This window comes from Aldersonia kunmingensis (assembly GCF_001646865.1).
GTDB classification, from domain to species: domain Bacteria; phylum Actinomycetota; class Actinomycetes; order Mycobacteriales; family Mycobacteriaceae; genus Aldersonia; species Aldersonia kunmingensis.
In genome coordinates this window covers 1-13,154 of the sequence record NZ_LRRB01000055.1, presented here as the reverse complement: position 1 = coordinate 13,154, position 13,154 = coordinate 1, and the positions used below count along the sequence as shown (strand labels likewise).

Below are 13,154 nucleotides of genomic sequence, written 5' to 3'. Positions count from 1 at the left end.
GCCATTGGTGTGCAACCTCGCACCCTCGAAGTCTTCGAGGGCATGGGCGTCTTGCGGCAAGTACTCGACGCATCCGTCCAGATCCGGGGCCAGATCATGTACGTGAACGGCACCGAGGTCGGCCGGATGGACATCGTCGTGCCCGCCGACGTGCCGTTCCAGTTCATCGGCCTCCCGCAATACGCAACCGAGCGGATTCTCCGTGAGCGGTTGCACGCACTCGGTGGGGTTATCGAGCGGGGCTTACGGCTCGACACCTTCAAGGAACGCGATTCGGAGGTCATCGCGACGCTGTCCGGTCCGGTCGGCGAGGAAACTGTGCATGCGCAGTACCTCGTCGGCTGCGATGGCGCGCACAGCGTGGTGCGTAAGACGCTCGGTCTGTCGTTCGAGGGCGCCGCCTTCGAGGAGCAGTACATGCTCGGCGATGTCGAGGTGGACTGGACGCAACCACGCGGTTACGGCATTCGTGCGACGCACCAGACCGATGGCGCGGTCGACGACATTCTCGTCGCCATCCCGCTACCGGGGCGTAAGCGCTACCGCGTGTCGATGCTCGTGCCGGAGGATCTGGCGTCCGCGCCACCTGCGTCGAAGGACGCGGTCGCGCACGGTTTCGAAGGCGAGCGCAAGCCGACCCTTGCGCATATCCAGGCCGTGTTCGATCGGATGGCGCCCGAACCGACCCGCGCGTCGAATCTGCGGTGGTCCTCGGTATTTCGGATCAGCCACCGCATCGTCGACGCGTATGGCCGTGGCCGGGTCTTCGTGGCCGGCGACGCGGCGCATATCCATCCGCCAACCGGAGCCCAGGGCATGAACACCGGAATCCAGGATTCGCACAACCTCGCGTGGAAACTCGCGCTGGCAGTGCAGGGTCACGCGGCCCCTGGCCTGCTCGAGAGCTACGACGCTGAGCGTCGACCGGTCGGGGAGGAGGTCGTTGGGCGAACGGTCCGCGATGCGCGCGAGGGTATTGGTTCCGACTCCAACGACCCGAACTATGTCGTGCGTCGTGAGGCACAACTACTCATCGACTACGCGGGCAGTCCGGTCCTCGGCGGTGATGGCGGCGAATCCGGTATCCACGCAGGCCAGCGAGCGCCGGATGCATTCGGTCTGAATCGCGAGGTCGTGAACTTCCCGATCCGGCTCTTCGACCTGTTCGGCCGGCTGGACCACACCTTGCTGGTGTATGTGGGAACGGCAACGAGCGCGGACGAACTCGACGAAATCGAGCGGGTCGCCGCAGCGGCCGCCGGTCTCGCGAACGGCCATCTCGAGGCCTACCTGATCGCGGCGCCGCAGGCCGAAGTCGGCACCACGCTGCTTCCGCTGGTTCGGGACGCCGCCGGCGAGTTTGCGCAGACCTACACCGTATCGGGCACAAGTATCTTCGTCGTCCGCCCGGATGGTTACCTCGGATTCGCGAGTCGCTCGTTGACATTCGAGGATCTCGTCGAGTACCTGAAGCTAACGTTCCGCTGACCGCGCGTGACCTCGCGCCGCTCCGATAAGAGCGGCGCGAGGTCGTCTCGGGCTCAGCTGCCGAAGACATCCTCGGCGCCGAAAGTCCCGGTCGGATCGACACGGCGAGCGGTTGACCGCAGTCGGTCGAGATCCGCCTCGGACCACAGGCTGCGCAGCTCCTCGGCGCTCGCGTGACCGACGAAATTGACCAAGCCACCGGACTTCCACGGCCGCAGGCTCGCGAGCACCGCCTCGAGATCCCGCGCGACGGCCTCTGCGATCTCCGGCGCAGGCACGCCGATGGCGTGCACGGCGAATGCGGCATCACGGCCGGGAACACAGTTGGCGGCCGGCTGCCGGACAGCGCCACCGAGCAGGCGCACCTCGGCCAGCATCAACGACGTTCCCGACTCTGCACCAACGGTGTCGACGAGCGCTGTCACTGCATCGGATGAGAACTCGGACAGCGCGAGTCCACGAGACCAGGCGGGAACCGGCATGGGCGGATCCATGTGAACGGAATCGATTGCCGGATAGGGCATCTCGGAGACCATGTCCATCACGATCGGCGCGACCGAGCGCATCGGCGCCAGGCGGGCGTCGGCGTCGGCAGGGTCGCCGATATCGGTGTAGCGCAGATGGACGACGAACTGGCCCTGCAGTGGGGGCGGCAGCTGCGGGTCCGGCGGCAGGCGCAGCAGCGAAATCGAGGTGCTGGCCTCGGTGGGCAGCTGGGGTGTCCACTCACGCCACGCCTCGAGCACGGCCGCGGCTTCGGTTCCGGGGAAGAAGATTCCGCCGCCGAAGTAGCCCGCGACCGGAACCAGATCGAACTCGATCTCGGTGACGATCCCGAAGCCGGTCTTGCCGCCGAGCACAGCCCAATACAGGTCCGGCTCATGCTGCGCGTCTACGACGCGGATCTCACCGTCGGCGGTGACGATCCGGAAAGAGCGGACATGGTCGGCCGCGAATCCGTACTTACGCGCCATCAGGCCCAGACCGCCGCCGAGTGTGTAGCCGACAACACCGACACTCGAAGACGATCCATTGAGCGGGGCAAGACCGAACGGTGCCGCCGCGTCGATTACCGCCCGCCAGCGCGCGCCCGCGCCGACGCGCGCGGACTGCTGCTCGGCGTCGATCGCGACACCGTCCAGGAGGCGGGTGGAGATCAGCACGGTGTCGGCCAGATCGCCGGTCAGTCCGTGGCCGGTCGCCTGCACCGTCACTCGCAGCCCGGATTCGGTGGCCCACCGCACCGCGGCTGCGACGTCCGCCTCGGATTCGGGCACGATCGCCACGATCGGGCAGGGCTGGTGCGCGAGGTTGAATCCGGCGACCTGCTCGGCGTAGCCCGGGCTTGTGGGGGTCAGCACCGCGCCACGGATCGTGGTGGGAAGGGCGAGCGGTTTAGCGGACGCAGTCATTGTTTGCTCCTGTTCTTGGGGTGGGTGACGCGGAATTGCTCGTTAGGGTCAGCGGGCTGCGGTGACTTCGATTTCGACTGTCATGCCCGGCAGTGAGAGGCGGGTGACGCCGACGAGAGTGGCGGGGGGAGTCGCGCCGGCGGCGGCGAGACGCTCGACGACCGCGCCGTAGCCGGCGAGGGTGGCGTCGAAATCGGTCGTATAGACGGTCATTCGGACGACGTCGCCGAGATCCATGCCGCCGGCCGCGAGGACGGTTTCGACGTTGTGCATGGCGAGTGCGAGCTGGGCGCACGTATCGCCCTCATGCAGCAGTGCACCGTTCTCATCGGTGGGTCCCTGGCCCGCGATGGTCAGCAACTGTGCGATCTGCGTGCGGAGCTGACCCTGGTCGAAGCCGTAGGGCGCGTTCCACGTCGTGGGGTTGATCCGGACTGGGTTCGTTGTCGTGGTCATGGCACAACCGTCGCGCCGGATCGCTCGGGACAACATCCCAGTTGTCTGGGGACTTGCACCCCCAGGTTTCTGGGGTATCGCTGACCGCACGGCTGGCGCATAATTCGGAAATGTCCAGTTTGTCTGTGGATCGGACCAGGTCACGGTTGGAATCGCTGTCGACCACCGGACTCGACATGAACACCTTCAGCACTGCAGCCGCCGAGGTGTTGAACCAGGCCGTGCCGTTCTCCGCGGCCTGCCTGGCCCCGGTGGATCCCGCCACGGAACTCGTCACCGGTGGGCTCAAGTGGGGTGGATTGGGCGACGATCAGGACGACGAGTGGGCGTTTTGGGAGTACGAGTCGGACGAAGCGTGGAATTTCCAGTCCACCGTGGACCGGCCCGGCGGCGTCACGACCACACAGCTGGAGACCAACGGGAAGCCCGAGCAGTCCGCCCGCCACACCGAGTTCTACAAGCGGCATTTCGATTTCGATGACGAGATGCGGGTGGCGCTGCGCGCGGACGACGCGACGTGGGGCTTCATCGCACTCTTTCGCGATGGCACCAAGTCGGCCTTCACCCCCGCCGAGATGTCCTTCGTCAGTTCGATCGCGCCAGTGCTGGCCCGCGGCTTCCGCGCCGGACTCGTCGTGGGCAGCGTCGCCAGTGTCTCGGCGAGCATGGGGCCGGCAGTGATCGTGGTCGACGGCAGCGACAACATCGTGCAGGCAAGCATCGGTGCCGAACCGCGTATCGAAGAACTCGGCGGAAGGATCGGAAACTCGGCGCTGCCCTTCCCGCTGCGAGCTCTCGTGGGCTCTACCCGAGCCTTCGCGCTCGGCCGGCACGACAGGATCCCGCGCATGCGGCTGCGGACCCGCTCGGGCGGCTGGCTGGTTGCGCACGCGTCGCCGCTGATGTCGCCGGACGGGTCATCGACCAACGTCGTGCTGACCATCGAGGAGGCACGTCCGCCTGACGTGATTCCGCTGGTCGTCGCCGCGTACGGGCTGACACCGCGTGAGCAGGCTGTCGTGCAAATGGTGTTGCAGGGCGTGAGCACCGCCGAAATCGCGTCCACCCTGCACCTGTCCGCATACACCGTGCAGGACTACCTGAAGTCGATCTTCGAGAAGGCGGGCGTGCGGAGCCGCCGCGAACTCAACGCCCGGATCTTTTTCGATCAGTACGCGCCGCGCATGGCAGCAGGCGCCGCGCCATCGCCGACGGGCTGGTTTACCCCCTCACCCTGAGCCGGCTTGCGTCCGCTCAGGAGGGCGGCGTGAACTCGCTGACAGTGAAGACCGCTCCCTGCGGATCGTGGATGACCGCGTCGCGCGTCCACTCGGTGTCTGTAGTCGACACAACCTTGCCGCCGAAACGTTCCGCAGTGGCAGCGGAATCGTCGCGGTCCGCGACGGTGAAACTCACCTGCCAATGTGGTTGCTCCTCCGCCTGCACTACCCATCCAACGGCGTCAGCGAAATCGGGCGGCGCACCGACGGCAAACTGGCGCTCGTAGATACCGGGATCGATTGTGGTGGCGAGATGCTCGCCGTACCCGGGCCGACGGATCATCGCAGTGCCACTGAGGTCGGCGAATTCCCAGCCGAAAACCTTGTGGTAGAACGCTTTTGCGGGTTCGGGATCGCTATTGTGCAGAAAGCTGAAGTTCCAAGCGCCCGGGGTGTTCGCGATCTGCGCCCCGAGCCGACGCGCCGCCTGCCACACCCGGAACTCGGTGCCGGTCGGGTCGGCGTAACCCACCCAGGTACCGGCCGGACCGGGCGATGTGGGGGGTGTGACGATCCGGCCGCCGGCCGCCGCAACGACGTCGCCGAAGGTGTCGGCGTTATCCACGGCGATATACGTCTGCCATGGCGCCGTCGTTGCCGCACCGGTCGGCTCGGCCGGCCCGCCGATTCCGGCGGCGTCCTCACCCGAGACGCGGGCGATGAAGTAGCGATAGGACGCGTCCGGCGGTGTTGCCTGGGTGAACTCCCATCCGAACAGTCCGCCGTAGAAGGCTTTCGCGGCCTCGACATCGTCCGGTTCAACATCGATCCAGGACGGAACGCCCTGCGGGTATGTACGTGAATTCGACATGGTCGGCCTCCCTGTCACGTTTCCCCGCGGGAGCGAGCCTGCGGAGCGACCCAATGTTTCAATAGCTCATTTCTCACGCTAGCCATCGACTCCGACAGTTGGGGTGTCGATCGAGGCTGATCGAAATCGTCATATGGGTGTCCGGCACAGATGCAAGGATCGAACCAGCGACGCCGGACCCGATGGAAGGACGCCTCCGATGCGATACGCACTTCTGCTCAACCACGGCGAACCGGCCCCGGGCGAAATCCCCGACGAGGCTATCCAGGAGACGCAGGCGGCGTTCGGCAAGTACGCCGACGACCTCGTCGCCGCGGGTGTGCTGGCCGGCGCCGACATTCTGGTGCCGAGCGCGGCCACCACGACCGTCACGCTCCGCGAAGGCAGTCTGAAGGTTCAGGACGGGCCATTTGTGGAATCGAAGGAGATGCTCGCAGGGGTCTTCGTCATCGAGGTTCCCGATCTCGATGACGCGTTGGCGTGGGCCGAACGCTGCCCGGCGGCGCAATACGGCGTCATCGAGGTGCGGCCTGTGGGGACGTATGTGCTGGATGGGCAGTGGACGGCAGGGTGCCGGCTCGAGGAAGCGTGACGTAGTCACCTCTGATCGGGCGCTGACCGATGACCGATCCGGAGGTTGCCCGGCGGGTGGCGGAGGTCGCGCAGGGCTCGCACGCTCGGCTGCTGGCGAGCCTTGCCGCCTCGACCCGTGACATCGCCGCAGCCGAGGATGCGTTTTCCGATGCGATCGAGGTGGCGTTGCGCACCTGGACGCACGACGACATCCCGCGGAATCCGGAGGCGTGGTTGTACACCGTCGCACGAAATAGGTTGCGCGACAGGTTCCGCTCGGCGGCCTTTCGCACCTCGGTGGCGCTGGATGAGAATCTCGGGGACACCCGCGCGATGACCGAAAATCCCGAGCCGAGTACGGAACCCGCATTCGTGGAGGACAAGCGACTCGAGCTGATGTTCGTCTGCGCGCACCCGGCGATCGACCAGACAATCCGGACGCCCCTCATGCTGCAGGTCGTACTCGGCTTGGACGCCAAGCAGATTGCGGAGGCGTTCGCCATTCCCTCATCGACCATGTCGCAGCGACTGGTGAGGGCCAAGCGCCGCATCCGTGATGCGGGGATCGCCTTCACGATCCCGGCGCCCGATGCCGTCCCCGCGCGTCTCGACGCGGTGCTCGAATGTGTCTACGGGGCCTTCTCGATCGACTGGCGCGGTGTTGCCGGTGTAACCGAACGCGATTCGCTGTCGGGCGAGGCGCTGTACCTCGCGCGCACGTTGACCGAACTGCTTCCCGACAACCCAGAGGTATTGGGCCTGAACGCACTGATCGCGCTCTCGGCCGCCCGCGCGCCTGCGCGGGTAGTCGACGACGTGCTCGTCCCGGTGCACCTGCAAGACCCCCACTGCTGGGACGAGGACCTGATCGTCGAAGGTGAGAAGTTGCTGTCGCGCGCGCACGACTCGGGCCGCCCTGGACGATTCCAACTCGAAGCGGCGATCCAATCCGTGCACTGCGATCGTCGCCGGACCGGCCGAACCGACTGGGCGGCACTGGAAATGCTTTACCGCGCTCTGCTCGAGGTCGCGCCGACTCTGGGTGCGGCGGTGTCATTGGCGGTGGTGATGGGCGAATCGCACGGTCCATCGACAGGTTTGGCCTACCTCGACTCGCTCGAGGTGGCTGGCGTCGATCGCTTTCAGCCCACGTGGGCGGCGCGTGCACATCTTCTGGCCGGCGACGGCCGCCGTGACGACGCGATCGAGGCCTACCGGCGTGCCGCGGACCTCGCGACCGACCCGCCGATGCGGCGCTTTCTCGAACGCGCGGGGCGATCGCTGATGGAGACCGGACGCGACGAATAGGTTCGCCTCAGCGGCGAATTCCGCCGTAGATCCCGCGCCGCACAATCCACGGCTGCAGCACGCTATCGATGGACCAGGCCGGAAACCGGAACGGCTGCCCGGTGGGCGCGAATACCTCGAGTCCGTAGTCCTGGACGCCGAGTACCGAACCCCAACGATTCGGTCGCGCACGGTAGTTGCGCAGCGGCTTGTCCGCGAAAGAGGCGAGCACATTGCGCGCCAGCAGGCGATCCGCTCTATTGCGTGCCGAATTGCGAAGCGGGTCGGTCGCGGCGACATCGCCGATGGCGAAAACCTCGGGATGGTCGGGAAGTTGCAGCGTTGGCTGCACGCGTACGAACCCGCGCTCGTCGAGTAGTTCGCTCGGCAGCCATTCGGTGTTCGGCTGCACGCGCCCGATTGCCCAGACGACGGCATTGGCCATGGCAGGTGATTGCCCGGTGGACCATCGAACGAGGTCACTCGTGATGCGGTCACACTCGAAGTCTTCGGGCACCACCGCTCTATGCCCGGGGTGCAGTACGACACGCAGACCGACGAGACGCTGCCGCACTTTCTTCCAGGTTCGCGGGTGGTGGTGGGGCAGCGCACGGTCACCGGGGAAGTACAGATCGACGCGCTTGTCCGGCCAGCAGGCCGCAACGTTGGCGGCAGTGCTGACCGCGGCCGCGCCGCCGCCAACCACAACCACTGTGTCCGCCGCCGCGAGCCGATCATGGGAGGCACGGAGGTCGGCATCGATGTCGTCGGCCGACTGGAAAGTGGGTTGTCGCCAGAAGCCATTGGTCACCCCCGTCGAAATGACAAGGGCGTCATAGTCTTCCGGCACAGTCGAGCCGTCCTCGCGGCGCACGGTGACCTTGCGCGCGGCTGGATCGAGTCCTGTGAGGGTGCCGTGGATGATCCGCACGCGGTCGAGGCGACGGAACAGCTTGAACGGGATCCAGTAGTCGCGGGCCCAGGCCTCGGGGCGGCTGAGCCGGGTGCCGAGCTCCTGTCCGCTGAGCAACCCCGGCTTCACGGAGACACCGACCACGTCGAAATCGCGCGCGAGATGGATCGCGGTGAGGACGCCGGTGTCTCCGAGTCCCGCGACAACCACACGTGGGCGGGTCCCGGCACTCGTGTTCATCGGGGGATACTCGCATAGCAGCCGCTATGAATCGAGACCCAATTTTGCCGATCCGTCCGGATCCAGTGCTCTCGCGCCGTACGGATATCGTCGAGTCGTGACTAATAGCGTCGGCCCAACCTTTGCCGTGCTCCTGTGGGCGCGTCCCGGTCTCGCAGCCGAGGCAAGCGCCTACGAGGACAAAGTGCTGCCCCTGCTCGCCGAACACAGGGGAGACCTCGTACAGCGCCTCCGCAGCAGCACCGACGACACCGAGCGTCCGGTCGAGATTCAGACGATCCGCTTTGCGAGCGACGCCGCGTACGAGGCGTACATGGCCGATCCGCGCCGCACCGAACTGGCCGCGGAGCGCGACAGGGTGATCGCCCGCACCGAGCTCATTCCGGTCGAATTCGCCTGAATTCGACTCGGCGCTACTTGGTGCCGAACATTCGGTCACCGGCATCGCCGAGACCCGGGCGGATGTACCCGTGCTCGTCGAGCTCCCGGTCGATGGCAGCGGTGTAGATGGGCACGTCGGGGTGCGCTGACTCCATCGCCTCGAGGCCTTCTGGACAGGTCAGCAGGCAGACGAATTTGATCGAGCGAGGCGCGCATTCCTTGATGCGTTCGACCGCGGCGATCGCCGAATGGCCGGTCGCCAGCATCGGGTCGACCACCACCACGTCGCGCTCGTCGAGATCGCCCGGCATCTTGAAGTAGTACTCGACGGCGACGAGCGTCCGCGGCTCGCGATACAAGCCGATATGTCCGACGCGCGCAGCCGGCACGACGTTCAGCATGCCGTCGAGGAACCCCGCACCGGCCCGCATGATCGCGGCGAAGACAAGCTTCTTCCCGTCGATCGCATTGGTGGTGGTCACCTCGAGCGGTGTCTCGACCTTGACCTCGTGCATCGGGATATCGCGCAGCACCTCGTAGGCCATCAGCGTGGAGATCTCGCCGAGCAGGCGGCGAAAACTATTGGTGGAGGTGTTCTTGTCCCGCATCAGCGTGAGCTTGTGCTGCACGAGCGGGTGATCGATCAGGTGAACGGTACCCATTCGTCGTCTCCGTTCTAGAAGACCGTGCCGTCGCTGGTCACGGTGAGCGGCGGTGTCCCGCCGCGCAATCGTTGGGCCAGTGCGCGACCCGCTGCCCACGTGCCACCCTCGAGAACACACGCCAGCGGAAACTGTTGCGTGTCAACGCCGAGCCGGGCGCGGACGAGTGGGGCGAGTTCGTCGATCAGGGCCAGGGTGAGTGCGCGCCACTCGACCACCAATTCGTCACCGACCGCCCACGGACGCTCGATCCAGGCAGGATCGCGCAGTCGTAGGACGCCCGTGTCCAACAGCAGGCCGCCATTGCGGTATTCGGGAAGTCCGGTCAGTCCGTCGAGACCGGTCACGCGCACACCGGCCCATTGGAGCGGTTCGAGCAAAGAGTAGGTCAGCCACTGCGAGAGCTTGTGGAACGGAACCCAACCCGTGGTCAAGCCGGGGCCGGACACCGCATCATGGCGCCAGCAGTCGCCCAATGGCACGTCGCCGATTGTGTTGGCGGCCAACCAGATTCCCGACAACGCAACCAGCATCAGACTGAGAATCTGCGTCGCCTCCACCGAATTCCCGGGCCGGGTTAGCGCGTCGAACAGTCCGCCCGGCCGGCCATCGGTCCCGAACACGGACTGATCGATCATGACGTCCCCGAGGCGGTGCAGCAGTTCCGCGCGGCCCTCGAGTCCCACCAGCGGGTTGGACGGACCGACCTGGAACGCCCGCGCGAGCGAGTCCGTGGTCACTGCGCGCAATCCGTTCGCATCGACCTGCAGCGGGTTTCCCGGATCGCTCGAGAAGGCGCCGCTCACGAACGCGTGCCAACTCGCGACGCCCAATCCTTCGGAGCGGGCGAACCTTTGGCCGCTCGACGCTTCGCGGTATGACCAGTCCGCTCCGGCCCCCGCGTCGAGGAGAACGCTGACGACGGTGAGGTCGATCATCGCGCGGGCACGTGCCGCCGAATCGAGATCGCCTAGCCGGGCATCGAGTTCGGCCTTCCGGTCGATCCCGCCGGCCTCGAAATGCCTCCACCTGCTGTGATACGGGACATCGAGATCCGGGTAGTTGACACGCGTGACCGTCGCGACCTCGGTTGCGGCACGGCCCAACTCGTCGTCGCACACGGTCAACCAACGTGACTCGCCGGCACGCGCCCGGGCGAGCAGTTGCCCGGCGCGGTCGCGCACTGCGGTGGTGCTACGCAGGATCTCGGCAGCACCTTCGGGAAGCGCCGGGTCCACGTCGGCGGCGCTGTCGAGGAGTCGCATCACTCCAGCCCTCGGCCGCGGACCTGCTTGAGCTCGTCGATCCCCGGGACCGGTCCGGGCGTGAAGTAGCCGGCCGCCATTTTGGCGTCGATCTCCACGCGGGCATCCGGCGGGACGAGATCGTCGGGAATATTGACGCGCTCGCCGACCTCGATTCCGGATCCGGTGATGGCGTCGTACTTCATGTTGCTCATCGACACGAGTCGATGAATCTTGGTGATACCCAACCAGTGCAGGACATCGGGCATGAGCTCCTGGAACCGCATGTCCTGTACGCCGGCAACGCATTCGGTCCGGGCGAAGTACTGATCCGCGGTGTCTCCGCCGACCTGTCGCTTGCGCGCGTTGTAGACGAGGAATTTGGTGACCTCACCGAGTGCGCGCCCTTCCTTGCGCGAGTAGGCGACAAGGCCGACGCCGCCACGTTGGGCGCCCGCGATGCATTCCTCGATCGCATGCGTCAGGTACGGCCGGCAGGTGCAGATATCTGATCCGAACACGTCGGAGCCGTTGCATTCGTCGTGGACACGGGCGGTCAGCTCCACGCCGGGGTCGGCGAGATCCTTTGGTGCACCGAAGATGTAGATGGTCTGCCCGCCAATCGGCGGCAGGAACACCTCGAGATCGGACCGGGTGACCAGTTCCGGGTACATACCCCCGGTCTCCTCGAAAAGAACACGGCGCAAATCGGTTTCGCTGCAACCGAATCGCGCGGCAATGCCGGGCAGGAACCACACCGGCTCGATCGCGGCCTTCGTCACCAGGGCAGCACCGTTGGGGAGCAGGAAGCGGCCGTCGGGGTTCAGCCGTCCCTTCTGCACTGCATCGACGACTTCCGGGACGAGCACGTGCGCCTTGGTCACCGCGATGGTGGGGCGGATATCCCAGGCCGCCGCGAGCTCCGCCGGAAACGTCTCGGCCACCATCGCACCCCAGGGGTCGATGCTGACGATCGCCTCCGCGCTGCCCCATTGCGGATAGGGGCCGATGACGTCGGTGGGTGCGGTGTTGGTGAGGTCGGCTCGGTGCTCGCGCGACAACGCCCCGGCGGCCACAGCCAGTGCGCGGTACACGCTGTAGGACCCGCTGTGGGTTCCGATCACGTTGCGATGTGCGCGGGTGCCGGTAGTGCCGATCACCGGCCCGCGCTCGGCGGCGGTGGCAGCGCCCCATTGGATGGTCGGCGCGCCGACACCACCGGTGTGGGAGGTCAGTCGAATGTGGCCCGTTCCGGCGGTGGGCCTGGCGGGTTTGGGCGCGGGGACTGGTTCGGCGGACATGGTCGCACCTCCCTACGGAAGGCCCGGCGGCCTGGCGTGGCCACCGGAGCGTTTCCCCGAATTATGGGGAAGAAGCCAGCTTAGTCACTTGGGCGAGTTCGCGCCCGTCACGCGCGTGTGAAGGCCCTGAACAGCACGTTTAATGCTATTTGCGGTGACGACTACGTGCCCTTGCGGTGCACGGAGACCGCGTAGTCGCCGCCGGCAAACGGTGCCTGGTCCCAGGTCGCCCAGCGGGTATTCGGCTCGAGTCCGGCGTCCGCGGCGAAGCGGTCGTAGTCGTCGAGTGTCAGCCGGTCGGGATCGACCTTGAAGCCCGCAACCAGGACGCCGCCGGGCGTCAAGCGCTTGGAAACCTGCTGTAGTACGCGCGCCTCGGTCCCCGGTTCGACGAAGATCATCACGTTGCCGGCCAGCAACGCGACGTCGAACTCCTCGCCGAGGTGCGTATCGAGGTCGCAGAGGTTGACGTGAATCCAGTTGATCTCGGGTGCGTTCCGACGCGCCGTCTCCAACATCCCCGGATCGGCGTCCACACCAACGACATCGAAGCCTCGGCCGCGCAATTCGATCCCGACCCGGCCGGTGCCACACCCGGCGTCGAGGACGCGGGTTCCCCCGATCTCAGCGAGCAGCGTCTCGACCAGGTCGGCCTCGCCATGGATGTTCTGGCCCGCCGCGGCGAGCCGGGTCCAGCGCGCGTCGTACTCCGCGCCGCGCGGGGCATCGGTTCGGTTCCAGCGAGTATTCACGTCTGCGATCGTGACACAGCGAGCATGCGCGGCATTCGGCACCACCCGCCGGTGTTAGTGTCCAGCGCTATTGCCGCCGATCGAAGAGGATCCCGATGAATGTCTACGAGGCGATCGCGATGCGTCGCGACGTCCGCAACGAGTTCAGCGGTGACGTCATCGACGAGGAACGCCTTGTGCGGTTGCTCGAGGCGGCCCACGCGGCTCCCAGTGTCGGCAACACCCAGCCGTGGGACTTCGTCGTCGTGCAGGACAGGGCGACGCTGTCGCGGTTCGCTCAGCACGTGGGGGAGTGCCGGACGGACTTCGCGGCGTCGCTCCCGGCGGACCGTGCCGATACGTTCCGGCCGATCG

The 13,154-nt window shown here is 66.5% G+C and carries 14 protein-coding genes; 6 read left to right on the top strand and 8 right to left on the bottom strand.

What is annotated here, in order from left to right:
- Nucleotides 1-1,488 (top strand): FAD-dependent monooxygenase (locus A8G08_RS04185; RefSeq protein ID WP_084435937.1); only part of this gene is annotated, 1,488 nt, incomplete at its 5' end.
- Nucleotides 1,489-1,541: 53 nt separating this feature from the next.
- Here the strand turns inward: A8G08_RS04185 and A8G08_RS04180 are convergent.
- Nucleotides 1,542-2,900, bottom strand: a complete 1,359-nt coding sequence (locus tag A8G08_RS04180; protein ID WP_068270531.1) for an FAD-binding oxidoreductase — start codon at nt 2,898-2,900, stop codon at nt 1,542-1,544.
- A 48-nt stretch (nt 2,901-2,948) separates the two neighbouring features.
- Nucleotides 2,949-3,356, bottom strand: a complete 408-nt coding sequence (locus tag A8G08_RS04175) for a RidA family protein (protein ID WP_068270528.1) — start codon at nt 3,354-3,356, stop codon at nt 2,949-2,951.
- A gap of 110 nt (nt 3,357-3,466) precedes the next feature.
- On the opposite strand from A8G08_RS04175, the gene A8G08_RS04170 reads away from it, so the two are divergent.
- Nucleotides 3,467-4,594, top strand: a complete 1,128-nt coding sequence (locus A8G08_RS04170) for a helix-turn-helix transcriptional regulator (RefSeq protein ID WP_068270525.1) — start codon at nt 3,467-3,469, stop codon at nt 4,592-4,594.
- 16 nt (nt 4,595-4,610) lie between these two features.
- Here A8G08_RS04170 and A8G08_RS04165 read toward each other — a convergent pair whose 3' ends face one another.
- Entirely contained in the window at nt 4,611-5,447 is an 837-nt protein-coding gene (locus tag A8G08_RS04165; protein WP_068270522.1) for a VOC family protein, read from the bottom strand.
- 199 nt (nt 5,448-5,646) lie between these two features.
- Between A8G08_RS04165 and A8G08_RS04160 the strand changes: the two genes are divergently transcribed.
- Nucleotides 5,647-6,039 carry a YciI family protein gene (locus tag A8G08_RS04160; RefSeq protein ID WP_068270520.1) on the top strand — a complete coding sequence of 131 codons (393 nt, stop codon included), beginning with the start codon at nt 5,647-5,649 and terminating at the stop codon, nt 6,037-6,039.
- Between the two features lie 29 nt (nt 6,040-6,068).
- A complete protein-coding gene (locus A8G08_RS04155; RefSeq protein WP_084435936.1) occupies nt 6,069-7,328 on the top strand; it encodes an RNA polymerase sigma factor in 1,260 nt (419 codons plus the stop codon).
- A gap of 7 nt (nt 7,329-7,335) precedes the next feature.
- Here the strand turns inward: A8G08_RS04155 and A8G08_RS04150 are convergent, their stop codons facing one another.
- Complete coding sequence (locus tag A8G08_RS04150) at nt 7,336-8,460, bottom strand: FAD-dependent oxidoreductase (RefSeq protein WP_068270515.1); 1,125 nt, start codon at nt 8,458-8,460, stop codon at nt 7,336-7,338.
- Nucleotides 8,461-8,557: 97 nt separating this feature from the next.
- On the opposite strand from A8G08_RS04150, the gene A8G08_RS04145 reads away from it, so the two are divergent.
- The gene (locus A8G08_RS04145) at nt 8,558-8,860 is read left to right on the top strand and encodes a hypothetical protein (RefSeq protein ID WP_068270512.1); all 303 of its coding nucleotides are present in this window, start codon (nt 8,558-8,560) and stop codon (nt 8,858-8,860) included.
- 13 nt (nt 8,861-8,873) lie between these two features.
- On the opposite strand, the gene upp is transcribed toward A8G08_RS04145, so the two are convergent.
- The 4 genes from upp to A8G08_RS04125 all read right to left on the bottom strand — a co-directional run bounded on the left by upp (nt 8,874) and on the right by A8G08_RS04125 (nt 12,800).
- Nucleotides 8,874-9,503 (bottom strand): uracil phosphoribosyltransferase, encoded by a 630-nt coding sequence (gene upp / locus A8G08_RS04140; RefSeq protein ID WP_068270509.1) that lies wholly within the window; start codon nt 9,501-9,503, stop codon nt 8,874-8,876.
- 14 nt (nt 9,504-9,517) lie between these two features.
- On the bottom strand, nt 9,518-10,768 hold the full coding sequence (locus A8G08_RS04135; RefSeq protein WP_068270540.1) for a URC4/urg3 family protein: 1,251 nt from the start codon (nt 10,766-10,768) through the stop codon (nt 9,518-9,520).
- Nucleotides 10,768-12,048 (bottom strand): GTP cyclohydrolase II, encoded by a 1,281-nt coding sequence (locus A8G08_RS04130; RefSeq protein ID WP_068270507.1) that lies wholly within the window; start codon nt 12,046-12,048, stop codon nt 10,768-10,770. The genes A8G08_RS04135 and A8G08_RS04130 overlap by 1 nt, the downstream gene beginning before the upstream one ends.
- A 161-nt stretch (nt 12,049-12,209) precedes the next feature.
- Nucleotides 12,210-12,800, bottom strand: a complete 591-nt coding sequence (locus tag A8G08_RS04125) for a class I SAM-dependent DNA methyltransferase (protein WP_068270536.1) — start codon at nt 12,798-12,800, stop codon at nt 12,210-12,212.
- 95 nt (nt 12,801-12,895) lie between these two features.
- On the opposite strand from A8G08_RS04125, the gene A8G08_RS04120 reads away from it, so the two are divergent.
- The coding region (locus A8G08_RS04120; protein ID WP_187344428.1) for a nitroreductase family protein at nt 12,896-13,154 on the top strand (259 nt) is incomplete at its 3' end.